This is a genomic window from Mariniluteicoccus endophyticus, from assembly GCF_054780035.1.
Map to the genome: position 1 here is coordinate 46,642 of NZ_BAAGXC010000015.1, position 24,802 is coordinate 71,443.

The 24,802-nt window shown below is 70.1% G+C and carries 23 protein-coding genes; 14 read left to right on the forward strand and 9 right to left on the reverse strand.

The features are described 5' to 3' along the window. Positions 1-17: 17 nt before the first annotated feature. The 3 genes from ACYVGD_RS04805 to ACYVGD_RS04815 all read left to right on the forward strand — a co-directional run bounded on the left by ACYVGD_RS04805 (position 18) and on the right by ACYVGD_RS04815 (position 2,509). Entirely contained in the window at positions 18-449 is a 432-nt protein-coding gene (locus ACYVGD_RS04805) for a hypothetical protein (RefSeq protein ID WP_460741855.1), read from the forward strand. A 109-nt stretch (positions 450-558) separates the two neighbouring features. Then, positions 559-1,773: an MFS transporter gene (locus ACYVGD_RS04810; RefSeq protein WP_460741945.1), complete on the forward strand. Its 1,215-nt coding sequence runs from the start codon at positions 559-561 to the stop codon at positions 1,771-1,773. Next, positions 1,751-2,509, forward strand: a complete 759-nt coding sequence (locus tag ACYVGD_RS04815) for a MerR family transcriptional regulator (RefSeq protein ID WP_460741856.1) — start codon at positions 1,751-1,753, stop codon at positions 2,507-2,509. The genes ACYVGD_RS04810 and ACYVGD_RS04815 overlap by 23 nt, the downstream gene beginning before the upstream one ends. A 59-nt stretch (positions 2,510-2,568) precedes the next feature. Here ACYVGD_RS04815 and ACYVGD_RS04820 read toward each other — a convergent pair whose 3' ends face one another. After that, on the reverse strand, positions 2,569-3,435 hold the full coding sequence (locus tag ACYVGD_RS04820) for an endonuclease domain-containing protein (RefSeq protein ID WP_460741857.1): 867 nt from the start codon (positions 3,433-3,435) through the stop codon (positions 2,569-2,571). Between the two features lie 271 nt (positions 3,436-3,706). Next, positions 3,707-5,149, reverse strand: coding sequence for a glycine hydroxymethyltransferase (locus tag ACYVGD_RS04825; RefSeq protein WP_460741858.1), 1,443 nt, complete (start codon positions 5,147-5,149; stop codon positions 3,707-3,709). Between the two features lie 87 nt (positions 5,150-5,236). Here ACYVGD_RS04825 and ACYVGD_RS04830 point away from each other — a divergent pair, with 87 nt between their 5' ends. From ACYVGD_RS04830 to ACYVGD_RS04850, 5 genes are read left to right on the forward strand one after another with little or no spacing between them, the layout of a single operon-like run. Next, positions 5,237-6,442: a hypothetical protein gene (locus ACYVGD_RS04830; RefSeq protein WP_460741859.1), complete on the forward strand. Its 1,206-nt coding sequence runs from the start codon at positions 5,237-5,239 to the stop codon at positions 6,440-6,442. Positions 6,443-6,449: 7 nt separating this feature from the next. Next, entirely contained in the window at positions 6,450-6,911 is a 462-nt protein-coding gene (locus ACYVGD_RS04835) for a GtrA family protein (protein WP_460741860.1), read from the forward strand. Beyond that, positions 6,904-8,508 (forward strand): NAD(P)/FAD-dependent oxidoreductase, encoded by a 1,605-nt coding sequence (locus ACYVGD_RS04840; RefSeq protein WP_460741861.1) that lies wholly within the window; start codon positions 6,904-6,906, stop codon positions 8,506-8,508. The genes ACYVGD_RS04835 and ACYVGD_RS04840 overlap by 8 nt, the downstream gene beginning before the upstream one ends. Then, a complete protein-coding gene (locus ACYVGD_RS04845) occupies positions 8,505-10,367 on the forward strand; it encodes a hypothetical protein (RefSeq protein ID WP_460741862.1) in 1,863 nt (620 codons plus the stop codon). Before ACYVGD_RS04840 ends, ACYVGD_RS04845 begins: the two co-directional genes overlap by 4 nt. Continuing rightward, positions 10,364-11,599, forward strand: coding sequence for a hypothetical protein (locus ACYVGD_RS04850; protein ID WP_460741863.1), 1,236 nt, complete (start codon positions 10,364-10,366; stop codon positions 11,597-11,599). Before ACYVGD_RS04845 ends, ACYVGD_RS04850 begins: the two co-directional genes overlap by 4 nt. Before the next feature lie 4 nt (positions 11,600-11,603). Here ACYVGD_RS04850 and rlmB read toward each other — a convergent pair whose 3' ends face one another. The 3 genes from rlmB to ACYVGD_RS04865 all read right to left on the reverse strand — a co-directional run bounded on the left by rlmB (position 11,604) and on the right by ACYVGD_RS04865 (position 15,272). Then, a complete protein-coding gene (rlmB, locus tag ACYVGD_RS04855) occupies positions 11,604-12,560 on the reverse strand; it encodes a 23S rRNA (guanosine(2251)-2'-O)-methyltransferase RlmB (protein WP_460741864.1) in 957 nt (318 codons plus the stop codon). A 1-nt stretch (position 12,561) separates the two neighbouring features. Continuing rightward, entirely contained in the window at positions 12,562-13,980 is a 1,419-nt protein-coding gene (gene cysS, locus ACYVGD_RS04860; RefSeq protein WP_460741865.1) for a cysteine--tRNA ligase, read from the reverse strand. A gap of 89 nt (positions 13,981-14,069) precedes the next feature. Beyond that, positions 14,070-15,272 (reverse strand): cysteine desulfurase-like protein, encoded by a 1,203-nt coding sequence (locus ACYVGD_RS04865; protein ID WP_460741866.1) that lies wholly within the window; start codon positions 15,270-15,272, stop codon positions 14,070-14,072. A 164-nt stretch (positions 15,273-15,436) separates the two neighbouring features. On the opposite strand from ACYVGD_RS04865, the gene ACYVGD_RS04870 reads away from it, so the two are divergent. Genes ACYVGD_RS04870 through ACYVGD_RS04880 form a run of 3 tightly spaced genes read left to right on the forward strand, consistent with a single transcriptional unit; the run spans position 15,437 to position 17,050 of the window. Further along, positions 15,437-15,796: an ArsR/SmtB family transcription factor gene (locus ACYVGD_RS04870; protein ID WP_460741867.1), complete on the forward strand. Its 360-nt coding sequence runs from the start codon at positions 15,437-15,439 to the stop codon at positions 15,794-15,796. After that, positions 15,796-16,701 (forward strand): cation diffusion facilitator family transporter, encoded by a 906-nt coding sequence (locus ACYVGD_RS04875; RefSeq protein ID WP_460741868.1) that lies wholly within the window; start codon positions 15,796-15,798, stop codon positions 16,699-16,701. The genes ACYVGD_RS04870 and ACYVGD_RS04875 overlap by 1 nt, the downstream gene beginning before the upstream one ends. 28 nt (positions 16,702-16,729) lie before the next feature. Next, complete coding sequence (locus ACYVGD_RS04880) at positions 16,730-17,050, forward strand: TfoX/Sxy family protein (RefSeq protein WP_460741869.1); 321 nt, start codon at positions 16,730-16,732, stop codon at positions 17,048-17,050. Here the strand turns inward: ACYVGD_RS04880 and ACYVGD_RS04885 are convergent. Continuing rightward, positions 17,047-17,622, reverse strand: a complete 576-nt coding sequence (locus ACYVGD_RS04885; protein ID WP_460741870.1) for a TetR/AcrR family transcriptional regulator — start codon at positions 17,620-17,622, stop codon at positions 17,047-17,049. The two genes, ACYVGD_RS04880 and ACYVGD_RS04885, sit on opposite strands and share 4 nt — an antisense overlap. Before the next feature lie 104 nt (positions 17,623-17,726). On the opposite strand from ACYVGD_RS04885, the gene ACYVGD_RS04890 reads away from it, so the two are divergent. Together ACYVGD_RS04890 and ACYVGD_RS04895 are read left to right on the forward strand one after the other, a co-directional pair. Continuing rightward, positions 17,727-18,866: an acyl-CoA dehydrogenase family protein gene (locus ACYVGD_RS04890; RefSeq protein WP_460741871.1), complete on the forward strand. Its 1,140-nt coding sequence runs from the start codon at positions 17,727-17,729 to the stop codon at positions 18,864-18,866. 8 nt (positions 18,867-18,874) lie between these two features. Then, positions 18,875-19,639, forward strand: coding sequence for an SDR family NAD(P)-dependent oxidoreductase (locus ACYVGD_RS04895; protein WP_460741872.1), 765 nt, complete (start codon positions 18,875-18,877; stop codon positions 19,637-19,639). 193 nt (positions 19,640-19,832) lie between these two features. On the opposite strand, the gene ACYVGD_RS04900 is transcribed toward ACYVGD_RS04895, so the two are convergent. Continuing rightward, a complete protein-coding gene (locus tag ACYVGD_RS04900) occupies positions 19,833-21,221 on the reverse strand; it encodes a DUF4032 domain-containing protein (RefSeq protein WP_460741873.1) in 1,389 nt (462 codons plus the stop codon). A 137-nt stretch (positions 21,222-21,358) separates the two neighbouring features. Here ACYVGD_RS04900 and ACYVGD_RS04905 point away from each other — a divergent pair, with 137 nt between their 5' ends. Continuing rightward, a complete protein-coding gene (locus tag ACYVGD_RS04905) occupies positions 21,359-22,048 on the forward strand; it encodes a hypothetical protein (protein WP_460741874.1) in 690 nt (229 codons plus the stop codon). Between the two features lie 65 nt (positions 22,049-22,113). On the opposite strand, the gene ACYVGD_RS04910 is transcribed toward ACYVGD_RS04905, so the two are convergent. Both ACYVGD_RS04910 and ACYVGD_RS04915 read right to left on the reverse strand, forming a co-directional pair. Next, positions 22,114-23,208, reverse strand: a complete 1,095-nt coding sequence (locus tag ACYVGD_RS04910) for an ABC transporter ATP-binding protein (protein WP_460741875.1) — start codon at positions 23,206-23,208, stop codon at positions 22,114-22,116. A 165-nt stretch (positions 23,209-23,373) separates the two neighbouring features. Beyond that, a complete protein-coding gene (locus ACYVGD_RS04915) occupies positions 23,374-24,756 on the reverse strand; it encodes an L-serine ammonia-lyase (RefSeq protein WP_460741876.1) in 1,383 nt (460 codons plus the stop codon). Positions 24,757-24,802 lie beyond the last annotated feature (46 nt).

A 24,802-nucleotide genomic window follows, 5' to 3' on the forward strand; every position in this document is an offset into this window, starting at 1 on the left:
CGAAGGGAATGTGTGACATGAATCGAATCGCCACGACCACGACCGCGCTGCTCGCCGCAGCAGGCCTGGCCCTGACGGGTTGCAGCGGGGGCGGGGAAACCCAGAAGGCAGGCTCCACCCCGTCGGGGGCCGCGCAGCCCCAGCAGGTGCCCGCCAACCAGCCCGAGGGGGCCGCCAAGGACCTCAAGGACATGAAATGCGCCGCCGAGCCTTCGGGGGAGTGGAACTTCTCCGGCAAGGTGACCAACAGCTCCGACAAGGACTCGGAATACACGGTCAAGGTCAGCGTCATCAAGAAGCAGGGCTCGACCGTCGTGGCCTCGAAAGACATCGTTCAGAAGGTCGCGAAGGGCCAGACCGCCGAGCTGAAGCTCGACAGGTTCGCCAAGCCGACCGAGAAGGCCGACGAGCTGTCGTGCGTGCCGACGACCACGGTGAAGCGCGGTTGACCGACTCACCGACGAGGGCCCCCGGAACCCCGGGGGCCCTCGTCGTCTCCGGATCCGTGCCCGCTTTGCCCTGACGCAACGTCAACCCTTCAGGATCATGGGTGTGAAGATGTCTCTGCCCCTGTTCCTGGTCGCCGAGGGCGCCTCGCTGTTCGGCAACTCCGCCATCGCCATCGTCCTGCCCTGGCTCATCCTCTCCCGCACGCACGACCCCGCCACCGCGGGATTCGTCTCCATGGTCACCGGCCTGCCCGCCGTCGTCGCAGCCCTCGTCGGTGGACACCTCATCGACCGCGTGGGTCGCCGCCGCATGGCGGTCCTCGCCGACTGCGGATCGGCGCTCAGCGTCGCCGCCCTCGCCGTCGTCGACCGCCTCTGGGGCCTCGACGTCGGCTGGTTCGTGGTCCTCGGCCTCGCCGGTGCGCTGTTCGACGTGCCCGGCATGACCGCCCGCGAGACGCTCATGGCCAACGTCTCCGAGGCCTCGGGTGTCAGCCTCGACAGGATCGCCGGCTTGCGCCAGACCATCTTCGGGTTGAGCTTCCTCGCCGGCCCGGCCCTCGCCGGTGTGCTGATGTCGGTGCTCGACCCCGTGCGCGTCGTCTGGATCACCGCGGGCTGCTCGGCACTCGCCGCGCTGGCGACCGCACTGATGCCCCTGCGGCCCGCTCCCGCCGTCGACCCCGGGACGAAGGACTCGCCCCTGTCCGGCCTGGCGGTCGTGCGTGCCAACCCCGGGCTGCTCGCCGTCCTGATCATCTCGTTCGCCTCGACCCTCCCGGTGGCCCCGCTCCTGTCGGTCGTGCTGCCCGCCCACTTCCAGCGGATGGACGCCCCCGGACTGCTCGGCGCGGCCACCTCCGGCTACGCCGTGGGGTCGATCATCGGCTCGATCGTGTACGCCGTCGGCCTGTCCCGCTGGCGGTGGCCGACGTGGTTGGTCTCGCTCGCCCTCTACACGGCATCGTTCGCCCTCATCGCCACCCTGTCGGGGTTCTGGGTCGTGGCTGCGGGCATGGCCGTCGCCGGCATCGCCGGTGGCCTCATGGGACCGATCTTCACCGTGGGCATGACCGAGAACGTGCCGGACGCCCAACGCGGCCGGGTGTTCGGCCTGCTGAACGCACTCGCCCTCGTGGCCGCGCCGCTCGGTCTGGGACTGGTGGCGCTGCTGCTGAGCCGCTGGCCGCTGGACGTGGGAGCATGGGCACTCTTGGTCGTCTGGGCGCCGGCCGCGGTCTACGGAGTCGTGGCGCCGGGGCTGCGGGCCTTCGTCGAGCCGGAGGAGGAGGTCGCCGTTGTTGACCATCTCCCAGCTGGCTGAGTACGCGGGCGTCACCGTGCGGACGGTGCGCCACTACCACCAGATCGGCCTGATGCCCGAGCCGCCTCGAGACGGGTCCGGGTACCGCCGCTACGGGTCCGACGACGTGGTGCGGCTCGTCCGCATCCGCGGGCTCGTCGCGGCCGGCGTACCCCTCCCGCGGATCGGCGAGCTCCTCGAGGCCGAGCCGGAGGAGTTCGTCACGGCCATGGCCGAGGTGGACGCAGTGCTCGAGGCGCGCATCGCCGAGCTCGAGGCGCACCGCGCCCGACTGGCCCGGATGACCGACCCCGACGCGGGCGTGCTGGGTCCCATGGCGATCGAGCTGTTCGCAAAGTTGCGCGAGTGGGGGCTTCCGGACGACTTCACACACATCGAGCGCGAGGCCGCGGTGCTCATGTCGGTGCTCTACCCCGAGAAGTCCGAGGCGTGGATGCGCTGGCAGCTCCAGGCGCTCCAGGATCCCGAGGTGCGAGCGGTCTACACGCTGTCGGCCGAGGCCCACGACTGGGACCCCGACGACCCGCGCATCGAGGACCTCGCCCGGCGCTCGGTGGCCATCACCATGAAGCACTACCCGGTCGATCTTGCGACGAACGAGTGGTGGACCGAGCTCGACGCCACGTCCTACCGCTTGATCGACCAGCACGGCACGCAGACCTCCCCGGCCTGGCAGCGCGTCACCCGACGGGTCGAGGAGCTCATGCGCGAGGCGGGCTACGACGTGCCGGACTGACAGCCCGTGCCCGATCGTCCGATCCCGGCCACAGGCGGGCCCACAGGCCCGGGTGCGGCTCAGGAAGGGACGATCGAGCACGCGGCTCGTCTCCGCAGCGTCTGGCGCACCCAGCGGACGACGTCCTGGGGGCTGTTGTCCAACATCTCGGGCGTCACGTGGAGGACCGTCCAACCGGCTGACTCGAGCTCGTTGTGCCGTCGGCGGTCCTTCTGGAACGCCGAGTAGCCCGAGTGGTACTCCCAGGAGTCGACCTCGACGGCCACCTTGGTGGCAGCGAACGCGGCGTCGAGGTAGTAGGCCTGGCCGCGGATCATTACCAGGGCGTTGCCACGCCAGCCGGTGATCCCGGCGGCACGGAACTCGCGGTGCAACGTGCGTTCCGGCGCCGACCACGGGTTGTCCTGCGACTCGCGGGCGATCCGGCGTCGGACCGCGTTGCCCCACTGGCGGGACATGCCCTGGGCTGCATCGAGCAACTGCTGCGGCGTGACCTTCTTCTTCCGCAGGGCACGGTCGACCTCCCGGCTGCTGTCACCGGTGAGTTGCAGCACCGCTGCCGCCGGGGCGACGTGACGCACGGGGTGTTCCACCACCAGCTCGGGAGTTGTCGCTCCACGCGTGGCGCGGAACCAAGGCGCCTTGAGCCGCCATCGCCTCGGTGAACGGAACGTGATGACCTCCGGCCACCGCCCACGCCTGAGGTGGAGGGCGGCTGCTGCGGCCCCGGTCAGCACCGCCTGCGGGTCGCAGAGGCACAGCGCCTCCGCCAGCACCTCCCGTCGCCGCTGGGTGCCGGCCCGGACATAGGTCCCGGGGAGCACCCGGACGAGCCGGCCGGCGGCGGCCAACCGTCGGATGCGGCCACGGTTGGCGGGGGAGATCCTCACGGCGGCACGGCCGCCCAGCACGGTTTCGAGAGTCATACCCCTCACTGCTACTTGCCGAGACCTCGTTGGTGGCGCGGAGGTGGCGCAACTGTGGACAGACGCTCCGGTGTGCCTGTGGACAACTGCGGCGTGCCCGATCGTCCCTTTCTGGTCCTACCCCCTGATTCTGCCCAGCCCCGGGTGTCGGTCGGGGACGATCGAGCACGCCGCGGAACGAGGAAACGGCCCCGACGCGAGGCGTCGGGGCCGTTCGGGGTGTCGGACCGTCCGGGGCCCGCCCAGATGTCCGGTTTTTCCGGGTGCCGGGTCAGGCCAGATCGAGACCGGGGTAGAGCGGGTGCTTGTCGAGCAGTTCGGCCGACTGGGCCTTCACACGGTCGGCGACACCGTCCGCGAGCGTGTACTTCGCCTTGCCCGGCTTGCCCGTCGACGCGGTCTGGGGCTCGGTGTTCGACAGCACGTCGACGATGAGCTCGGCGACCTTGTCGAACTCGTCGGCACCGAAGCCACGCGAAGTCAGCGCCGGGGTGCCGATGCGGACGCCCGAGGTGTACCAGGCGCCGTTCGGGTCGTTGGGCACCGAGTTGCGGTTGGTCACGACCCCCGAGTCGAGCAGCGCCGACTCACTCTGGCGACCCGTGAGGCCGAACGAGGTGGTGTCGATCAGGACGATGTGGTTGTCGGTGCCGTCGGTGACCAGCTTGGCCCCACGCTTCATCAGGCCCTCGGCCAGCGCCTTCGCGTTGTCGGCGACCTTCTGGGCGTATGCCTGGAACTCCGTGGTGCGGGCCTCGGCCAGCGCCACGGCCTTCGCCGCCACCATGTGCGACAGCGGGCCGCCGAGGACCAGCGGACAGCCGCGGTCGACCGAGGGGGCGTATTCCTCGGTGGCCAGCACCATGCCGCCGCGCGGGCCGCGCAGCGACTTGTGGGTCGTGGTCGTCACGACGTGGGCGTGGGGGACGGGGTCCTCGTCGCCGGTGAAGACCTTGCCCGCCACCAGACCGGCGAAGTGGGCCATGTCGACCATGAGGGTCGCGCCGACTTCGTCGGCGATCTCGCGCATCTTCGCGAAGTTCACCCGACGCGGGTACGCCGAGTAGCCAGCCACGAGCACGAGCGGCTTGAACTCCTTGACCTGCTCACGCACGAGGTCGTAGTCGAGCAGCTGGGTCTTGGGGTCGGTGCCGTAGGAGCGCTGGTGGAACATCTTGCCGGAGATGTTCGGGCGGAAGCCGTGGGTCAAGTGGCCGCCGGCGTCGAGCGACATGCCCATGAGGCGCTGCTCGCCGAAGCTCTTGCGGAGGGTCTCCCACTCGTCCTCGGAGAGCTCGTTGACCTGCTTCTTGCCGAGCTCGGCGAGCTTCGGCTGCTCGACGCGGTGGGCGAGGATGGCCCAGAACGCGGTCAGGTTGGCGTCGATGCCCGAGTGGGGCTGGACGTACGCGTACTCGGCACCGAACAGCTCGCGGGCGTGCTCGGCGGCGACGGACTCGACGGTGTCGACGTTCTGGCAGCCGGCGTAGAAGCGGTGGCCGACGGTGCCCTCGGCGTACTTGTCGGAGAACCAGGTTCCCATGGTGGCGAGCACGGGCAGCGACGCGTAGTTCTCGGACGCGATGAGCTTCAGCGAGGCGCGCTGGTCGGTCAGCTCCTGTCGGGTCGCGTCGGCGATCCGGGGCTCTACGCCCTCGATCACCTTGAGGATCGTCTGGTACGCGCTGCTGAGCTCGGCGTTCGGATTGGTCACTGGTGCTCCTTGGGACGTCGGTGCGGTCAAATCTACCGCCTCGGTGCAGTAGTCTTCCCCGGGCTCGCGAATGTGGAGGGAGCACGGGTGAGGGGTCTCGACCGGGTCAAGTGGCGTCGTGTCCTGGCGATCTTCCTGGTCGCCAAGGTGGCGGCGCTCCTGGTCGCAGCAGTGGCCGTGCCTGTCATGGAGCTCCCGCGGCAACAGCTCGGCAGCTCGGTGTGGCCCGACGAGACCCACGAGGAGAACTTCAACCCCGTCACCGCGGTCACCCACTTCGATTCCGAGCACTACATCGCCTTGGTCGACCGGGACTACCTCGCGCCGCTCGACGACGACGAGAGGCAGGCGATCGAGCGCGCCCGCGCGGGCGAGGAGTTCTCCGTCAGCTCGACGCTGCACCGGTTCACCTTCGGCCCGATGTATCCGCTGCTCGGCAAGGTCCTCGCGCCCGTCCTCGGGGCCCCGCTCGCGCTCTGGCTTGTCGCCCAGGCCGCGATGATCGTGGCGCTCGCCCTGATGTACGACCTGACCCGTCTGGTCTTCGGCGAAGGGCTCGATCCCACCGAGGCGATCACGTGGTTGGTCGTCCTGCCCAGCGGGTTCCTGCTGCAGGCCGTGCTGACGGAGTCGTTGTTCGTCGCCTGCGTGCTGGGTGCCTTCGTGCTGGCCGAGCGCCGCCAGTGGTTGTGGGCGATCATCCCCGGCCTGATGCTGGGGCTGACGAGGTCGTCGGGCTTCCTCATGTGCCTGCCGCTGCTGCTCGTGTGGGCCCGGCAGGTCGGCTGGTGGCCCACGTCGCGCGAGCAGTGGGCGCTGACTCTGCGTGCGGTCCCCGGCGTGGCCGCACCCGCGATCGCCTGGGGCGGCTTCATGGCCTACTGCTTCGCGATGACGGGTGACTGGTTCGCCTACCCCCATCTCCAGCACGCCGGGTGGGGCGTGACGAGCGGGCCGCCGCTCGGGCTCGTCGACGGGCTCTTCGACTACGGGCGCCCGTTCGTCAAGGCGTGGTCGGTGGTCCTGATGGCGGCCATCCTGCTGGCCGGCGTACGCCTCCTGCCGGCCTCCTATCAGGTGCTCGGCTGGATCTTGCTGGTCGTGCCCCTGATGATCGGCGACAACTGGCAGCAGTCGATCTGGAGGTACGCGGTGGAGGTCTTCCCCGTGGCCTGGATCGCGGCCCACTGGCTGCGCGACCGCGTACGCCAGATCGCGATGACCGTGTCGGCGGCGCTCCAGGGCGTGTTGCTGTTGGCATGGACGTCTGCATGGACAAGGATGATCGTGTGACCGCCGTATGAAGACCACCGCACAGACCACGGGCTTGGCCGACAAAGCCCGCTCCGCGATGCGCGCGGACAATCACAGTGTGCTGGCCCAGATGATCCGTTACGGGTTCGTCTCGGGTCTGGCGCTGGTGGTCGACTTCGGGACGATGTACGTCTGCATCCACGGCTTCCACCTGCCCGTGCTGTGGTCGACGACGATCGGCTTCGCGCTCGGCATCGTGGTGAACTTCATCACCAGCAGCCTGTGGGTGTTCCCAGAGAGCCCCCGAAGGCGTAGCGTCGAGGTCGGCCTGTTCCTGCTCGTGGGGGTCACCGGGCTGCTGCTCAATGACCTCATCGTGTGGTTCTGTCACGAGAAGTTGGGAATCTGGGCGATGGTGTCCAAGATGATCTCGACCGCAATCGTGTTCTTCTGGAACTTCCTGCTCCGCCGCCACCTGATCTACAACCCCAAGGAAGAGAATGTCTGACAAGACCGCCGTCATCATCGGAGCCGGTCCGGCCGGCCTCACCGCCGCCTACCAGCTCCTCGAGCAGACAGACATCAAGCCGATCGTCTACGAGGTGTCCGACGAGATCGGCGGCATCTCCAAGACGGTGAACTACAAGGGCAACCGCATCGACATCGGCGGCCACCGCTTCTTCTCGAAGTCCGACCGTGTCATGGAGTGGTGGACCTCCATCATGCCGATCGAGCAGACGGCCGAGGGCAAGAAGTTCACGCTGAAGTACCGGGGCCAGGAGCGCGACCTGCCCGAGGGCGGTGCCGACCCCAACAAGACTGACGAGGTCATGCTGGTGCGCAGCCGCCTTTCGCGCATCTACTACGACCGCAAGTTCTTCAACTATCCGGTCACCCTCGAGGCCGACACCATCAAAAACCTCGGCCTGACCAAGATGGCCAAGATCGGCTTCTCCTACCTTCGTGCGCGCGTCCAGCCGCTCGACGAGAAGTCGCTCGAGGAGTTCTACGTCAACCGATTCGGCCGTGAGCTCTACAACACGTTCTTCCGCGACTACACCGAGAAGGTGTGGGGCGTGAAGGTCAACAAGATCGCCCCAGACTGGGGTGCACAGCGCGTCAAGGGCCTGTCGATCACCGGCACGCTCAAGCACGCGGGCAAAAAGCTCTACGAGGACAAGGTGGCCCCGAAGCTGGGACGCGAGATCGAGAAGGACCTCGCCCAGAAGGGCACCGAGACCTCGCTGATCGAGGCGTTCCTCTACCCGAAGCTCGGCCCCGGCCAGATGTGGGAGATCGTGGCGCGCAAGATCACCGAGCGCGGCGGCGAGGTCCACATGCGCAAGGGCATCACCAAGATCCACGCCGAGGGCGATCGCATCGTCGCCGTCGACGTCACCGACTGGGAGGGCAACACCGAACGCGTCGAGGCCGATCACTTCTTCTCGACGATGCCGATCAACGAGCTCATCGCCGCCTTCGATGGTGTCGACGTCCCGGCCGACGTCGTCGAGACCGCGACCAACCTGCCCTACCGCGACTTCATCACCGTCGGCGTCCTCGCCAAGCAACTGAAGATCCGCAACACCACCGACCGCCAGACGCGCTTCCACATCGTCCCCGACAACTGGATCTACATCCAGGAGCCCGACGTGAAGGTCGGCCGCCTGCAGATCTTCAACAACTGGTCGCCGTGGATGGTCGCCGACGAGCGCAACGTCTGGATGGGCATGGAGTACTTCGTCGACGAGGGCGACGAGCTGTGGAACAAGCCCGACGAGGAGATGGCGAAGTTCGGCGTCGATGAACTCGCCAAGATCGGCATCGTCGACACCGACGACGTGCTCGACTCCTGCGTCATTCGGGTGAAGAAGACCTACCCGGCCTACTTCGGCACCTACAACCAGTTCGACAAGATCCGGGACTTCACTGATCGTTTCTCGAACCTGTGGCTGCTGGGCCGCAACGGCCAGCACCGCTACAACAACGCCGACCACTCGATGCTGACGGCCATGGTCGCGGTCGACAACATCGCCGCGGGCAGCTCCGAGAAGGCGAACGTGTGGGACGTCAACGTCGAGCAGGAATACCACGAGGAGAAGTGAGTCAGCAGGTCCCTGCGGGCCGGTCCACGTCTGACGACGGGGCCGGCCCGCGCCGTGCGATGAGGGAGGCCGAGGCCGCCACCCCGCCGGACGTACCCGTCACGGACCCGCCCCCGGAGGGGGCGGGCGGGTCGAAGAGGCGGTCATCGGGCGTCGCCCCCGTGCTCGACGCCTGGCCCCGCTGGTTGCCGGGCCCGCTCGAGCTCGTGCTCGCCGCGCTCGCACTGGCGCTGTGCGCGTTCTCGATGGTCGGCGGGCTGCGTACGCGGATCATCAATGCCGACGACGTGGCCCTGCAGGGGGTCCTCGCCTCGTGGGCGGCCGGTGAGCCGCACGCGGCGTACGTCGGCAGCGACAACTTCCTGCTGCACTTCCCGCTGTACTGGGCGACCGCCGGCATCGACGACCCTTGGCGGCGGGTGGCCTGGCAGGCCGTGGTGTGCAACCTCGTCGTCATCGTCGGCATGGTCGTCGCCCTGCGCCACCTCGCTCGCTTCGACGCCCGCACGCCGGTGGCGCGCCTCGTGGCCGGCTATGCGCCCGTCCTGGCCTGGTCTGCGCTCACCCTCGTCCCGTTCGGCGTCAACGACCCGCTCCACGGCGACTACTTCCGCAGCATGAACCAGCTCAACGTCAACCTGCGCCACCTCGAGACGGGGCTCTGGCTGGTGCTCGTCGTCGCCGTCCACGTCCTCTTGACGCGCCGCGGGCAGGGCAGGCCCGCGTACGCCGCCCTCGCCGCGCGCGGCGCCGGGCTGCTCGGCGTCGGCGTCGCGCTGGGGCTGCTGTTCTTCTCCGACCCGCTGTTCGTCTACATCGGCGGCGGGGCGTACGCGCTGGCGGTCGTGCTGGCGTGGGCGCTCGGCCGCATCGGTCACGGCGTCACCGCGGCCGCGCTGGCCGTCCTCGGGGTGGCGATGGCGACCATGAAGGTCGTCACCCCGCTGGTCAAGGCGTGGGGGCTGCTGCCGGTGTCGATCGTGGAGGAGCAGGTCATCACCCGCGAGCGGCTGGGTGGCAACCTCAACCACACCGTCAACGGCTGGTTCACCCAGACCCACGGCGACATGGGCGGCGTGCTGATCCACGACCCCGAGCTCGTCCCGCTGGGGGTCAACGCGGTCTTCGCGCTGGTCCTGCTCGCGGCGGCGGTGTTCGGCGTACGCCGGTTCTTCCGCCACCACGGCGTCCTGGAGCTGCACCTGGCCGCGCTGGTGCCGCTCAGCGCGCTCGCGCTGACCCTCACCCCGGCCGGCGGGGCGCCGGTGAACGCGCGCTACCTCTACGTCGGCGCCGTCGCCATGGTGCCGCTGGCGGGGTGGATGCTGGTCCGTACGCTGGCCGGCGCCCCGCGCCTGGCCGCGCTGCTGTGCCTGGGGCTGGCCGCGGTCGTCGCCCTCAACGCGCCGGCGACGAAGGCCGCCATCGACGGCCCCCGGACCAGCGACGCGACCACCCGCGCGGTCGTGGCGGCGGCCCGCGCCGAGGGGGCGACGAAGGGCTACCTGCAGTACTGGTCGGCGAACCCGGTCAGCTGGTACTCCAACCGCGAGGTCATCGGCCTGCCGCTGGCCTGCCAGCCCGTCCAGGCGGCCGACGGGTTCCCGACGCGCATCTCCCGCTACGACTGGCTGATCAACTCCGCCGACTTCGACAGGCCGGCCAAGCGGACGTTCCTGCTGCTCGAGCGCGACCGCGGCCCCGACCACAGCGGGTTCGACATGGCCTGCTTCGCCCAGCTCGTGCCGAGCGACCGGAGGGTCAAGACCATCATGATCGACCAGTTCACCGAGATGCAGGTCTACGAGGGCGACATCGGCCGCGACCTGCCGCGCTACGTCTGGGGACGCCCACTGTGAAGAACCTGCTCGCCCGAGTCCCGTCCCGCCTGTGGCTGGTGCTCGGCTCCTACACCGTCGCCAAGCTCGCCCTGACGCTGCTCGGCTTCACCGTCATCACCGCGTTCGCCGCGTTCTCGCCGGAGCTGGCCAACGAGGGCCAGCGCAAGGCCGCCGGCCACCCGCTGAGCTCGCTGTCCGACTTCGACCCGGTGGTGATGTGGTTCCGCTACGACGCGTTCCACTACCAATGGCTCACCGAGACCGACTACCTCGCGCCGCTCAACGACTACGAGCGGATGATGCTCGGCCCGCAGGGCCACGGGTCGGTCGAGCCGCCCGTCAGCCGGTTCAGCTTCACCCCGATGCTGCCGCTGCTGGCCAAGGTGTTCCTGCCGCTGGTGGGGGACGCGCGCGTCGCCGTCCTGGTCGTGGCGAACCTGGCGCTGGTCGGGCTGCTGTGGGCCACCTCCGCGCTCGCCGAGGAGCTGTGGGACGCCGAGACCGGCCGGATGGCGGTCGTGCTGACGCTGGCCGCGCCGACGGCGTTCCTGCTGCAGGCGGGGCTGACGGAGTCGCTGTTCACCGGCCTCAGCGTGGCGGCGGTGCTGATGTGCGTACGCCGCCAGTGGGCGTGGATGGCCCTGTTCGGCTTCATGGCCGGCCTCACCCGCTCGTCCGGCTTCCTGATCGCGATGCCGCTGGGGCTGATCGTGCTGGCCCAGGTGCCGTGGCGGGACGGGTGGCGGGCGATCCTGCGCGTGCTGCTGCCCGGCGCGGCCGCGTCGACCGGAGCCGGGCTGGGCTTCGCGGCGTTCCTGCTGTACTGCAAGCAGCTCACGGGCAACTGGATGGCGTACTCCCAGCTGCAGAAGGTCGGCTGGGGCATCGAGCCGCGCATGCCGTGGGAGCCGATCCTCGCCGCGCTCGCCCAGCCGCACGTCGACCAAGTGACGCTGAAGGCGTGGCTGGTGATCCTGCTCGCCGTCGCGGCGCTGGTCAGCATGCGCTGGGTGCCGTGGCCGCTGGGCCTGTACAGCGTCCTGCTGCTGGCCCTGCCGATGGCGTCGCTGACCTACTGGCACCTCAGCATCATCAGGTACGCCTCGGGCCTGTTCGCCCTCACGCTGCTGCTCGCGCTCGTCGCGCGGAAGGTGCCGTGGCTGGCGTGGCCGCTGGTGACGGTCAGCGCCGTCTACCAAGGTTTCCTATTCACCACGTGGATCCTGGAGTGGACCGCGTTCATCGTCTAGGCCGTCAGCGCAGCCGGCTGACCTCATAGAGGGCGATGCCGGCGGCCACGCCAGCGTTGAGCGACTCGACGGCGCTGGCGATCGGGATGGAGGCGAGCACGTCGCAATGCTCGCGGACGAGCCGCGACAGGCCGTCGCCCTCGGAGCCCACGACCAGCACGAGCGGGCCGTCGACGCCGGGCACGTCCTGGATGTCGACGTCCCCGTCGCCGGCGAGCCCGACGATGGTGAAGCCCGCCTTCGCATACCGCTCGAGGGCGCGGTTGAGATTGGTGGCGCGCGCGATCGGCAGGCGCGCGGCGGCGCCCGCCGACGTCTTCCACGCGGCGGCGGTCATGGACGCCGAGCGGCGCTCGGGAATGACCACGCCGTGGGCGCCGAACGCGGCGGCCGAGCGGACGACCGCGCCGAGGTTGCGCGGGTCGGTGACTTGGTCGAGCATCACGACGAGCCCGGGGGTGTCGGAGTCGAGCGCGTCGGCGAGCAGGTCGTCGGGGTGGGCGTACTCGTACTCGGGCAGCTTCAGCGCCACGCCCTGGTGGACCGCGCCGCCGGTGAGGCGGTCGAGCTCGATCCGGCTGGCCTGGAGCAGGTTGATGCCGTGCTCGGCGCAGTGGCGCAGGATCTCCTTGAGCCGGTCGTCACGCTCGGCGCCCTCGGCGACGTACGCCGTGGACACCGGGATGCCGGCCTGGAGCGCCTCGAGCACCGGGTTGCGCCCGGCCACCCACTCAGGGCCGGCGCCGGGGCGGCCCGTGCGCTGGGCGTCACGGCGGGGCGCGGCGCGCCCCCCGCTGCGCTCGGCGGCCTTCTTGGCCTTGTGGGCCTTGTGGTAGGGCCGGTCCTCGGCCTTCGGGGTGGGGCCGCGGCCGGCCAGGGAGCGGCGGATCCGGCCGCCCGAGCCGGCGGTGTTGCCCTTGCCCTTGTGGCCGGCGCCGCGGCGCTGGGAGTTTCCGGGCATGTCAGGATCCCTTCTTCTGCAGGGTCCAACGGGCACCCTGCGGGGTGTCTTCGACCTTGAGGCCGAGGTCGTTCAACGTGTCGCGGATGGCGTCGGCGGCCGCCCAGTCCTTGCGGGCGCGGGCCTGGGCGCGCTGCTCCAGCAGCGCCCCGACCAGGCCGTCGACCACCGGCCGCAGGTCGTCGTCGGCGGGCGCGGCGGCCTCGGCCCAGACCGGGTCGTCGAGGTCGAGGCCGAGGACGCGCAGCATGGTCCGCACCTCGCCCAGCGTGGTGGACAGGGCCTCGCGGTCGCCGGACTCGAGAAACTGGTTGCCGCGGCGCACCGCGGTCTGGAGCGTGGCGACGGCCGCAGGGGTGCCGAGGTCGTCGTCCATCGCCGTGCGGAACGCCTCGGGGACGTCGACTTCGGCGGGCTCGACGAGCTCAGAGGCGCGGGCGACGAAGCTGTCGATGCGCTCGAGCGCGGCGGTCGACTCGGCGAGCGAGTCGGCGGCGTACTCGATGATCGAGCGGTAGTGGGGGGCCAGCAGGTACAGACGCACCGCGCGGGCCGGGAACTCCTTGACGACCTCGGTGACGAGTGCCCCGTTGCCCATCGACTTCGACATCTTCTCGCCGCGCATGGTCACCAGTGCGTTGTGCATCCAGTGCCGCGCGAACGCCTGGCCCGCCGCGGTCGACTGTGCGAGCTCGTTCTCGTGGTGGGGAAAACGCAGGTCGAGGCCGCCGCCGTGGATATCGAATTCGGTTCCCAGGTATTTTCCGGCCATGGCCGAGCACTCGAGGTGCCAGCCCGGACGCCCGCCGCCCCACGGGGTGGGCCACGAGGCTGTCTCGGGCTCGCCGTCCTTGTGGCCCTTCCACAGGGCGAAGTCACGCGGGTCGCGCTTGCCGCGCGCGTCGGCGTCGGCGGCGTCCTCCATGTCGTCGACGCGCTGGTTGGACAGGCGGCCGTACGCGGGCCAGGAGCGCACGTCGAAGTAGACGTCGCCGGACCCGTCCTCGGCGGCGTACGCGTGGCCGCGCTCGATCAGCGTCGAGATCATCTCGATCATCTCCGGCACGTGGCCGGTCGCGCGGGGCTCGTAGGTGGGCGGCTGGCAACCCAGCGCCGCGTACGCACGGTGGAGCTCGCGCTCGAAGTGGTACGCGTGGGCGTACCAGGGGACGCCGGCGGCCGCCGACTTGGCGAGGATCTTGTCGTCGATGTCGGTGACGTTGGCGACGACGGTGACCTTCAACCCGCAGTGTGTCAGCCAGCGGCGCAGGACGTCGAAGACGACCTCCTTGCGGATGTGGCCCAGGTGGGGGGGCGACTGGACAGTGAGGCCGCAATGGTAGATCGAGACCTCACCGGGGCGCACGGGGTCGAGGGCGGTGACCCGTCGGGTCGCGGAGTCGTAGAGCTGGAACGTCACCCCGACAGCCTAGCGGCCGTGCCCGATCGTCCCTTCCCACGTTCGTCGTGCCCCCAGGGGGTGCCCGGTGTGCGGTTGGGGACCATCGGTCACGCGACGATGGCACGTAGACCTTCGAGCAGGCGGTCGACGTCGGAGTCGTCGGTGTAGGGCGCCAGGCCGACGCGGATCGCGCCCTCGTCGCCCAGACCGAGCGCACGCGAGCACTCCAGCGCGTAGAAGTTGCTCGCCGGCGCGTTCACGCCGCGGCCGGCCAGCGACGTGTACACCTCGGCGTCGGAGCGGCCGGGCAGGCGGAACGCCAGGGTCGGCGTGCGGTGCGCGGCACGGGAGTAGATGGTCGCACCCACCTCGGCCAGGCCCTCCTCGATGCGCGTACGCAGCCGGAGCTCGTGCTCGCCCATGGCCTCGAACGACGCCCGCAGGCGCGTACGCCGGTCGCCCTCGCCCGGGACGAGGTCGGCGAGGAAGTCGATCGCCGCGGTGGTGCCGGCCATGAGCTCGTAGGGCAGTGTGCCGAGTTCAAAGCGCTCGGGGACGGCGTCGGTGGACGGGAGCAGCTTGTCGGGGTGCAGCGTCTCGAGCAGGTCGGGTGAGGCGGTCAGGGTTCCGCAGTGGGGGCCGCAGAACTTGTAGGGCGAGGCCGTGTAGAGGTCGGCGCCGATCTCGGCGACTTCGACGAGCTCGTGCGCGGTGAGGTGGACGCCGTCGACGTGGAACAGCGCCCCCGCGTCATGGACGAGCCGGCTGATGGCGGGGAGGTCGGGCATCGTGCCGATGAGGTTGCTCGCGCCGGTGACGGCGACCAGACGTGTGCGGTCCGACAGGACGGCGGCGATCGCCTCGGGCTCCAGTTCACCCGTCGCGGGGTCGAACTCGGCGAACCGGGCGGTGGCGCCGACCCGCTCGGCGGCGATGATCCACGGCCGGATGTTCGAGTCGTGGTCGAGGCGCGTCACTACGACCTCGTCGCCGGGCGACCACTGCTGGGCGAGCGTACGTGCCATGTCCATCGTCAGCTGGGTGGCCGAGCGGCCGAACACCACGCCACGCGGATCACCGCCGACGAGGTCGGCCACGGCCTGCCGGCACGCGGTCACGGCGTCCTCGGCGTTGCGCTCGGCGGCGGTGCGTACGCCGCGGTTGGCCAGCGGGGAGGTCAGGGTGCGGGCGATGGCCTCGCCGACGACGGCCGGCGTCTGCGAGCCCCCGGGCCCGTCGAAGTGGGCGGCCGCGTCGGGGCCGGTCAGGGCGGGGAAGTGGGAACGCACACGCGCGACGTCATAGGTCATGGGCCGAGCCTGACCCAAACGGCGCGCCCTCACAACCCCCCGCGCCAGCATGCGGGGACCTGGGGGCGTACGCAGGTTCTGGAGGGGTCAGGCGATGGCCGTGTCGGCCTTCGGAGGCGACCGGTCGACGAGAAATGATCGCTCCCCGGTGATATCATCGACATATGGCGATCAATGAAGGCCTTGAGGTGCCGGTGGAGGTCGGGCGGGCCGCGCTGTTCCATGCGCTGTCCGAGCCCGCCCGGCTGGCGATCCTCGGCCACCTCGCGAAGGGTGAGCACCGCGTACGCGACGTCGTCGACCACATGGGCCTGGCCCAGTCGACCGTCAGCAAGCACCTTGCCTGCCTGCGCGACTGCGGACTGGCGACGGTGCGCAACGAGGGCCGCAGCTCGTGGTTCACGATCGCCCACCCCGACCTCCTCGACTCACTGTGCCGCGCCGCAGACGCCCACGCCGCCGCCACGGGTGGCGTCGACCTCGCCGCCCACCTTGCGCGCGAGCAGGCCATCGGGGGTGCGTGATGGGCCACGATCACTCCCATGGCGCCCACGCGTCGCGCGCCCGGTTGCTCGGCGCGCTGGCCCTGACGCTGGTCGTCGTGGCGGCGCAGGCCATCGGCGCGTTCGTGACCGGCAGCCTCGCCCTGCTCACCGACACCGGCCACGCCCTCGTGGACGCCTCGGGGCTGGTCATCGCCACCATCGCCGCAACGCTGATGCTGCGTCCCGCCAGCAGTCGGCACACCTGGGGCTTCGCCCGCGTCGAGGTCGTCGCCGCGCTCGCCCAGGCGGCCGTCCTGCTCGTCGTCGGCGTCTTCGCCGCCGTCGAGGGCGTGCGCCGCCTCATCGACCCGCCCGACGTGACCGCCGAGGGGCTCCTGCTGTTCGGCATCATCGGGCTCGCCGCCAACCTCGCATCGCTGGCCCTGCTCAGCGGCGGGCGCGACGCCAACCTCAACATGCGTGCGGCATTCCTGGAGGTGCTCAACGACAGCCTCGGGTCGGTCGCGGTCATCGTCGCCGCCGTGGTGATCCGCTGGACGGGCTTCACGCGCGCCGACGCGCTCGCCGCGCTGTTCATCGCCGTGCTGATTCTCCCGCGCGCGTTCCGCATCGCGTCCGATGCGCTCCACATCCTCATGGAGTTCAGCCCGGCAGGGGTCGACCTCGACGACGTACGCGCCCACATCGCCGCCCTCGATCACGTCCGCGAGGTCCACGACCTGCACGCGTCGACCGTCGGCACCGGCCTCCCGGTCCTCACCGGCCACGTCGTCGTCGACGACGGCTGCTTCCGCGACGGGCACGCGCCACGGATCCTCGAAGACATCCATGCCTGCGTCCAGGAGCACTTCCCCGTGTCGTTCGAGCACGCCACCATCCAGCTCGAGCCCGCGACCCGCCGCTGCGAGACGATGCACCCCTGAAGCCATCACCGACCGAACGAGGTGCCCCGTGCCGACCCTGCCCGAGCGCGTACGCGCAATTCTGTCCGGCCGCGACGTCCGCGAGGTCAACATGTTCGGCGGCCGGTCCTTCATGGTCGACGACCGCATGGTCGCCGCCGCCCGCGCCGACGGCGACCTGCTCCTGCGCATCGACCCCGCCGACCGCCCCGAGCTCATGGCACGGCCAGGCGCGAAGGTCGCCATGATGGGCCCCGCCCGCGAGATGGGTGACGGCTGGCTCGCCGTCTCCGGCGACGCCGTCGAGGGGGACGCGCTCGTCGAGTGGCTCGCGTACGCGCTGCGTCACCACGCGCGCAGCGCCGACTAGCGCTGGACCGCCGCGACCACGAGTCGCGCCAGCTGGGCGTACGCCTCCGCGTCCGTCAGCCCCGTGTTGGTCTGGACCCGACCCGTCCCGATGCGCGTCATCGTCGCCGTCACGACCTCCGCGATGAAGCCGGCCTGGTCGGCCCGGAACGCACCCGCCGCCGCGCCCTCGTCGATCAGGTCGCGTACGCGGCCGGCCGCCGCCGTCGTGTTCTCGGCATAGATCTCGCGTGTCGGTCCCAGCGCGGCCAGGTCTGCGAGGAACTCCCGCGACGCCGGCTGGAGCGCCGCCGCGACCGCCTCGAGATAGCCGGTGAGTCGCCTGGCGGGGGAGCGCAGCCGTGCGATCGACGCCTCCACCTGCTCCGTCGCCCGACGGAAGAACAGGCGGGCGGCCGACGAGGCGAGCTGTTCCTTCGACGGCGCCAACGTGTACAGCGTCCGCTTCGAGCAGCCCAGCCGCGCCGCCAGTTCGTCCAGAGTGAAGTGGGAGAAGCCCTCCGCGAGGAACAGCGCGAGCAGGTCGTCGCGCAGCTGTTCCTGACGCGGGGTGAGCGGGGAGCGAGGGGCCATGGTGGAGCCAGTATGCCACCACCCCATGGGGTTCGCGTGATCCCCACGGTGGTACTAGAGTTCACCTCGAAGTACCGCTCCGACTCAGCGACGAGGACTCCGTGATGGCTGTTGACCGACTCCTGCCCGACGACGACGCCCGCGAACTCGTGGACCTCGTCCGCCAGTTCGCCCAGGCCGAGCTGCTGCCGCGCTCCTCCGCCGACGAGGCCGCCGAGAAGTTCCCCCGCGACGCCTTCAAGCGTCTCGGCGAGCTCGGTCTCCTCGGCATGCCCTACCCCGAGGAGCACGGCGGCATGGACCAGCCCTACGAGGTCTACCTGCAGGCCCTCGAGGAGGTCGCCGCCGCATGGATGAGCGTCGGCGTCGGCGTCTCGGTCCACATCATGACCTGCTACGGGCTCATGGCCTTCGGCACGTCCGAGCAGCGCGAACGCCTCGCCCCCGAGATCCTCGGCGGCGACCTGCTCGGCGCGTACGCCCTCTCCGAGACCGGCGCCGGCTCCGACGTCGCCTCCATGAAGACCGTCGCCCGCCGCGACGGCGACGACTATGTCATCAACGGCGCCAAGCAGTGGATCACCCACGGCTCCCACGCCGACTACTACACGACCTTCGCCCGCACCGGCGAAGGTCGCAACGGCATCACGTGCTTCATCGTGCCCGCCGACGCCGAGGGCCTCACCTTCGGCGCCCCCGAGCAGAAGATGGGGCTCACCGGCTCCACCACCACCGCCGTCTACTTCGACAACGTCCGGGTCTGCGTCGACCGCCGCATCGGTGACGAGGGCCAGGGGCTCAAGATCTCGCTCGCCGGCCTCGCCAACGGCCGCCTCGGCATCGCCGCCTGCGCCACCGGCCTCGCCCAGACCGCACTCGACCAGGCCGTCGCGTACGCCAAGGAGCGCGAGCAGTTCGGTCAGGCCATCGCCGAGTTCCAGGGCGTGCAGTTCCTCCTCGCCGACATGGAGGCCGCCGTCGAAACCGCCCGCGCCGCCTACCTCGACGCCGCCCGCCGCCGTGACGCCGGCCGCGACTTCGTGCGTCAGGCCGCCGTCGCCAAGCTCGTCGCCACCGACGCGGCGATGAAGGTCACCACCGACGCCGTCCAGGTCTTCGGTGGCTACGGTTACACCCGAGACTTCCCGGTCGAACGCTTCATGCGCGAGGCCAAGGTCACCCAGATCTTCGAAGGCACCAACCAGATCCAGCGGGTCGTCATCGCGCGCGACCTGCTCAAGTGAGGAGAACCATGAAGCTCGCCGACAACGACGTCGTCCTCATCACCGGCGGGGCCTCCGGCCTCGGCGAGGCGACCGCCCGCGAAGTCCTGGACAGCGGCGCCAAGGTCGTCGTCCTCGACCTGCCCGGCAGCCGCGGCATCGAGGCGTACGCCGAGTTCGGCGACCGCGTCGCCTTCGCCCCCGCCGACGTCCGCTCCGCCGACGACGTGGCCGCCGCCATCGCGAAGGCCAAGGAGATGGGGACGCTCCGCGCCGCCATCTGCTGCGCCGGCGTCGCCACCCCCGGCCGCATCATCTCCCGCAAGGGCGTCCTCGACCTCGAGACCTACAGGACCGTCGTCGAGATCAACCTCATCGGCACCTTCAACGTCCTCCGCCTCGCCGCCGAGGCCATGCTTGACAACGAGCCCCTCGACGGCGACCGCGGCGTCGTCATCATGACCGCGTCGGTCGCCGCCTACGACGGCCAGATCGGCCAGGCCGCTTACGCCTCCTCCAAGGGCGGCATCGTCGGCCTCAACCTGTCCGCCGCACGCGACCTCGCCGACAAGTCCATCCGCGTCATGACCATCGCCCCCGGTGTCATGGAGACCCCGATGATGGCCGGCCTGCCCGAAGCCGCCCGCACCTCCCTCGAGGCCCTCGTGCCCCACCCCGCGCGCCTCGGCTCCCCAGCCGAGTATGCGATGCTCGCCCGCCACATCCTCGAGAACCCGCTGCTCAACGGCGAGGTCATCCGCCTCGACGGGGCGCTCCGGATGCCGCCGCGCTAGTCCGGCCCCGCGCCTGCTCGAACTGTGACTGATTCAGGACTTCGCCCGCGCCTTGTCGTTGTTTTGGCCGGGCTGGCCGTCGATCGGGCCGGCATCAGCCGTCCATGACCGACGGGAGATCGGTGCCGGTGCGAATTCACCCCAGGCAGCCGGCGTTGTCTGTGTGAACCGGTGGCGGGAGCGGAAGGATCGGCTACCCCTTCGCCTTTCGGCGCAACGCGTCGATGTCGAGGAAGCCCGACGGCTCCGGTTCGGCCTGGGCAGCGACCTCCCAGGGGTCTTCCGGCAGCAGCTCGTCGTCGAGATCGTCGGCGTACCCCTTGCTCGGGTCGTAGGGGTTCGCCAGTGCGCGGCCCCCGTCCGAGTCGACCACGGCCAGGGCGTCCGGTGAGATCGCCTCGTCGGGCAAGGTGGTCAGCACGTCGTGTACGTAGCCCCGTGCGGCATCGGCCAATGGAACCTCGTAGTTGGCTTCCTCCGAGCGGTACCAGCGATATTCCAGCACCTCGTGGTACAGCTGCGCCGACTCGCGCTTGCCGCGCAGGTTCTCCGGGACCGCGTTCACCACCGGCTCGAAACACTGCGTCAGCCACTGATGGGCCACGATCGCCTCGTCGGCGCCCTGCTGCCCCGTCCGCGCCCGGAACGTGTCAAGGTCGTTCAGCAGTCGCCGCGCCTGGTTCTCCTCGGTGTCGAGGCCGGTCAGCCGCAGCAGGCGCCGTGAGTGGTGGCCGGCGTCGACGACCTTCGGCTGGATCCGGATGCGTGCCCCGTCGACGTCGGTGATGATGTCGAGCTCGGCGACGTCGAATCCCAGCGCGTTCAGCCGGCGTACGCGGCGCTCGATCCGGTGCATCTCCGACGGCTGGAACTCCTCCGCGCCCGTCAGCTCGTGCCACAGCTCGCGATAGCGGTTCTCGATCGTGTCGACCAGGTTCTGCGGGTCGAGCGCGTCGTCCAGCAGGCCGCCCGCCTGCAGGTCGCAGAACTCGCCGAAGAGGTTCGTGCGGGCGATCTGCAGGTCGTGCTCGCGCTGGCCGTCGGTGAGGCGCTCGTGCAGCTCGCCGGTCTCCGCATCGACCAGATAGGCCGCGAACTCGCCCGCATCGCGCCGGAACAACGTGTTGGACAACGACACGTCTCCCCACAGGAAGCCGATCAGGTGTAGCCTCGCCAGCAGCACCACCAGCGCGTCGACCAGTCGCGTCACGGTCTCTTGGCGTACGCCGCGGTTGAACAGCGAGCGGTAGGGCAGCGAGAACTTCAGGTGGCGCGTGATCAGCACCGGGTCGAGCGCCATGCCGTCCGCGTCCTGCCTCCCCGTCACCACGCCGATGGGCTCCACGCTGGGCGTGTGGAGACGCATAAGGTCGTGCAGCAGCCGGTACTCGTGGATCGCCAGGTGCTCGAGTACCTCCTTGGCCGCGTAGACCTGGTCGCCGATGGGGATGAATCTCACCACGTGACGCGAGATGCCGCGGGGGAGTGCGACCAGGTGCTCCAGCGGCCACTCCTCGAGCGGTACGTCCCAGGGCAGGGGGATCAGCCGGGCGTCGGGCTTCGCGGAGAGGAATCGGGGCACGGGACCAGTGTGGCACCCCCGCCCCAGCCGCCACCACAGCCATTTCATAAAAACTGTGAATATCTCAGGATCTGCTTGGTTTTCGTTCAGGTCTGCCTAGGGTCGACCCGTCCGAAGGTCACGAACCAAGGAGAAACATGTCCACCAACCATCTCTTCGCGCCGCGCCGGCTCGCCGCCGGCGTGCTGGGGGCCGGCATCCTGCTGGGCTCACTCACGTCCCTGGTCTCCCCGGCCGAGGCCGGCGTACGCCACGACCCGCGGCCCGGCACCTCCTCAGCCCGTCCGGCACCCGATCGTCCCGACGGCGACGGGGCCGCGCGCACCCCCGCGCGGTCGTCGACCCGGAGCAGCAGCGGCGCGACAGAAGGCGGCACGAACCGCAGCACCACAACCGGGAGCGACACCTCCGCTGGCGACACGTCCACCGGCGACAACTCGGATGCAGGCACGGGCGACACCTCCGGCACGCTCACGGGCACTGACGGCCTGCAGCCGCAGACCGAGGTCGTGCTCGATGAGATCCGCTCGAGGTTCCCGCAGGTCACCGACATCGGTGGCGTACGCGCCGACCCCCTTCCCGACCACCCGTCGGGTCGTGCGCTGGACCTGATGATCCCCGATCCCACGTCGGCCCAGGGCAGGGCACTCGGCGACGAGATCGCCGCGTACCTGAAGGAGAACGCCGACCGGCTCGACGTGAGCTACGTCATCTGGCGTCAGCACATCTGGAGCACTCAGCGCGCGTCGGAGGGATGGCGCGCGATGTCCGACCGGGGCTCGGCGACCGCCAACCACATGGACCACGTCCACGTCACGGTCGGCTGAGCCGCGGGAGGCGCCGAAGGGCTCCCCGGGCGAACCGGGGAGCCCTTCGGATGGTGCGGGTGACGTCAGCTGATGCGGTCGCCCGTGGCGTTGTCGAACACGTGCACGTGGGCCGGGTCGACCGCCAGGCGCACCTGACTCCCACGCTGCGGAGGACGACGGGACGAGATGCGGGCGACGACCTGCTGGGCGGTCATCTTGTCGGCGTCCGACAGCCCGACAGGCGTGCCGTACAGGTAGGCATCGGCGCCCAGCTCCTCGACGACGGCGACGTCGATGCCGATGCCGTTGTCGTCGGGGGCCAGGCCGAGGTTCTCGGGGCGGATGCCGACGGTGACGGCGTCACCGGAGGCGCGGCCGAGGACCTCGCGCGAGACCGGGACGGTGAAGTCGCCGACGGCCACTCCACCATCGGAGACCTTGCCCTCGACCAGGTTCATGGCCGGCGAGCCGATGAAGCCGGCGACGAATAGGTTCTTCGGGGTGTCGTACAGCGCCAGCGGCGAGTCGACCTGCTGGAGCAGGCCGTCCTTCATCACGGCGACGCGGTCACCCATCGTCATGGCCTCGACCTGGTCGTGGGTCACGTAGACGGTGGTGACGCCCAGGCGGGTCTGGAGCGCGGCGATCTGCGTACGCGTCGACACGCGCAGCTTCGCGTCGAGGTTCGACAGCGGCTCGTCCATGAGGAAGACCTGCGGCTGGCGGACGATGGCGCGGCCCATGGCCACACGCTGACGCTGGCCGCCCGACAGGGCCTTCGGCTTGCGCTCGAGGTATTCCTCGAGGCCCAGCAGCTTGGCGGCCTCCATGACGCGCTGGTCGCGCTCCTGCTTGGAGACGCCCTGCATCTTCAGTGCGAACCCCATGTTGTCGCCGACCGTCATGTGCGGATAGAGCGCGTAGTTCTGGAACACCATGGCGATGTCGCGGTCCTTCGGCGGAAGGTCGGTGACGTTCCGGTCGCCGATGTAGATGTCGCCCGAGTTGACCTCCTCGAGACCTGCGAGCATGCGCAGCGACGTGGACTTGCCACAGCCCGAGGGGCCGACGAGCACCATGAACTCGCCATCGCCGATCTCGAGGTTGAGCGCCTTGACGGCGGGGTGGTCCGCACCCGGGTAGACGCGCGTGGCGTCCTTGAAACTGACGGTTGCCATTGTTCCGTTGTGTCCTTCCACGGGCAGGTACGTGCCCGACGATCCGTAGTGGAATAGCGCCCGGGCAGACGCCCGAGGTGTCCTCATCATGTCACCCGGTCGACCCCGAGTCACCGCACGGGCGCCCGATGGACACCAAGATGTGACCAAACAGTCAAGAACGGGTCAGCACTCGACGATGTTCACGGCGAGCCCGCCGCGGGCCGTCTCCTTGTATTTGATCTTCATGTCCTGACCGGTCTCCATCATCGTCTTGATGACCTGATCGAGCCGGACCTTCTGGGTCCCGTCGCCGTAGAGGGCCAGGCGCGCGGCGTTGATGGCCTTCACCGACGCGACGGCGTTGCGCTCGATGCAAGGAATTTGCACCAGGCCACCCACCGGGTCGCAGGTGAGGCCCAGGTGGTGCTCCATCCCGATTTCGGCGGCACACTCGACCTGCGCCGGCGTACCTCCCAGGACCTCGGCCAGCGCGCCCGCGGCCATCGAGCACGCCGTGCCCACCTCGCCCTGACAGCCCACCTCCGCGCCGGATATCGACGCCGTCTGCTGGTAGATCGAACCGATCGCCCCCGCGACCAGCAGAAAGCGATGCACCGCGTCGACATCGGTGTCGGGGACATAAGTGACCGCGAAGTGCAGCACCGCCGGGATGATGCCCGCCGCGCCGTTGGTCGGCGCGGTCACCACGCGGCCGCCGGACGCGTTCTCCTCGTTGACCGCCAGCGCCCACAGGTTCACCCAGTCCATCGCCGCCATGGGGTCGGCCGCGTCGCGGAAGCGCCCGGCGTCCTTCTCCAGGCGGGCCTTCAGCTCGGCCGCGCGCCGGCGTACGCGGAGGCCGCCCGGAAGGGTGCCCTCTGTGCCCATGCCCTTGTCGACGCAGGCCTGCATCGTCTCCCACAGGCGCGTCAGGCCGGCGCGTACCTCGTCCTCGCTGCGGCGGGCGCACTCGTTGGCCAGCGCCACCTCGCTGATCGACAGGCCGGTGCGCTCGCAGATCTCGAGCAGCTCGGCGGCCGTGCGGAACGGGTGGGGGACCGGTGTCGGGTCGGGGACGATCTCGGGGGTCCCCGAGCCGTCGTCGTCGAGGACGAAGCCGCCGCCGACCGAGTAGTAGGTGCGCTGGGCGACCTGGCGCTTGCCCGACCAGGCGGTGAACGTCATGCCGTTGGGGTGGAACGGCAGCCGACGGGTGCGATGGAGCACGAGGTCGGTGGCGGTGTCGAACGCGATGCGGCGCGTGCCGCCCAGCCGCAGCAGGCCCGAGGCCTCGATAGCCTCTGTGCGGGCGGGCGCGGCGTCGGTGTCGACGGTCTCGGGGTCGTCACCCTCGAGACCCCACATCACCGCCCCGCGCGAGCCGTGGCCGTGACCGGTGGCTCCGAGCGAGCCGAACAACTCGGCCTTCACCCGCGTCACGTCGTCCAGCAGGCCCTCCTCGGCGAGGGCGTCGACGAACCGGCGCGCGGCCCGCATGGGGCCCACGGTGTGGGACGACGATGGTCCGATGCCGATCTTGAACAGGTCGAATGCGCTCACGGTCACGGGTGAAGTCTGCCCAATATCCGAGACACGTCAAGACCTATGCTTG